This window comes from Streptomyces sp. NPDC059142, assembly GCF_042755665.1.
In the GTDB taxonomy this organism is placed as follows: Bacteria; Actinomycetota; Actinomycetes; order Streptomycetales; family Streptomycetaceae; genus Streptomyces.
This window is the reverse complement of sequence record NZ_JBHZDA010000227.1, coordinates 1-1,393: the sequence shown is the minus strand read 5'-3', so window position 1 is coordinate 1,393 and position 1,393 is coordinate 1. Positions and strand designations below refer to the sequence as shown.

General features: G+C 65.3%; 2 protein-coding genes. Both read left to right on the top strand.

The features are described 5' to 3' along the window. On the top strand, positions 1-306 hold a 306-nt coding region (locus tag ACFXPK_RS32920), incomplete at its 5' end, for a hypothetical protein (RefSeq protein ID WP_385080831.1). Between the two features lie 491 nt (positions 307-797). Then, entirely contained in the window at positions 798-1,184 is a 387-nt protein-coding gene (locus tag ACFXPK_RS32915) for a peptidase inhibitor family I36 protein (RefSeq protein WP_385080829.1), read from the top strand. Positions 1,185-1,393: the final 209 nt, after the last annotated feature.

Here is a 1,393-nt window from a genome sequence, read left to right as displayed (position 1 = left end):
GCCCGGGATCACCACACCAGTGAACCGGCAGAATCACGGATCGGCATCCTGAGAACGCTGCCCCGGTGTGGCACGTACACAGGGGCGCGGACCGGCCGGCCGATGTCGGCATACCGGGTGCCCAGCCGGCCGCTCGGGCCGGCAGCCGAAGGCGAGGACGAAGGCACGCTGGGCATGCGCGGTCGCCCGCTCGTTGGCGACACCGTGCTGCTCACATTCCCGGAGCCCGGTGCTGGCGGCCCATGCGGCCGAGGCGGTCGGCGCCTGCGCAACACGGTTGTCGCGGTCGCGACCGTACTCGACTGACGGCCTGCGGCCCGCGCAGCTGGGGACGTAGGCCATCATCCCCTCATCAGGGCGTTCCGCATCGACCGGCACCCCGTCACCAACGCGGGCTTCGGCCGCTTCACTTCACCTTCACCTTCACCTCACCGAGGTGACCGGACACGAGACAGCCGTCGAACGCCGCTCAACGGTGTGAGGCTTGGGCGACGATCGCCCTTGGCCGGGAGATGCTGCCGCCGTGTCGTACGACTCGGACTTCCGGCGGCCCCGGAGTCTTCCCTTCTCACAAGTTCTGTCTCATACGGGTTGTGGACGCAGGAGCAATCGCCGTGGACTCTCCGCTATGGACGGCGCAAGCCGGAAAGCCGAGAGTGGACGGGGAACAGAAAAGACAAAAGGGTGAATCGAGTAGACGACTCGCAGGAGCCTCTGTACTCGGCGGAATGAGAAATCGAGAAGGGTCTCTTATGCGAAGGATCTCCGCACCGTTCGCCGCACTTGGAGGGAAATCCATGGAGTGGAAGAAGAAATCGGCAGCCATCCTTACGGCACTCGGCATCGCTGCTGGAGGGATGGTCATGGCTGCGACGCCCGCTGCGGCGGTCGCTGACTGCCCGGCAGCCAGACTGTGCATCTACGACGAAACGAATTTCGGCGGGGATCGGATCGTGAGCGCCAGCACCAACGCCTGTTTCACCCCGTGGAACACCGTAAGGTTCGGATACATCCGTTCCTACGTCAGCAACTCCTCCGTCACCGCCAAGGTCTGGCACAAGAACAGCGGCAGCGGCTACACCGCGGTTCGCACGCTGCCCGCCGGCGGCTTCAGCAGCGACATCGGCACCCCCGTCGGAGGCGGCGAGCACGACAAGGTCTGCATGGGTAATGCAACCCCCTGAGCCGAAGGGCCTGTTTAGGGCGGGGAAGCTTTCGGGGCGCAAGGCGGGCGATGCCTGCCCCTGAGCTTCAGGCTCACGTCATTTGACGGCCGCGCGCGGGCAGGTACTCGTGGCATGAAATCCGGTTCTCCGCCAGGCTGGGGACATCGCCATAGCGTATTCAGGGGCCCTCCGAACTAAGTTCGGAGGGCCCCTGAATACGCTATGGC

What these genes read in the sequence shown, in the direction of transcription:
- ACFXPK_RS32915 (WP_385080829.1), top strand. Translation starts at nt 798, where the DNA reads ATGGAGTGGAAGAAGAAATCGGCAGCCATCCTTACGGCACTCGGCATC.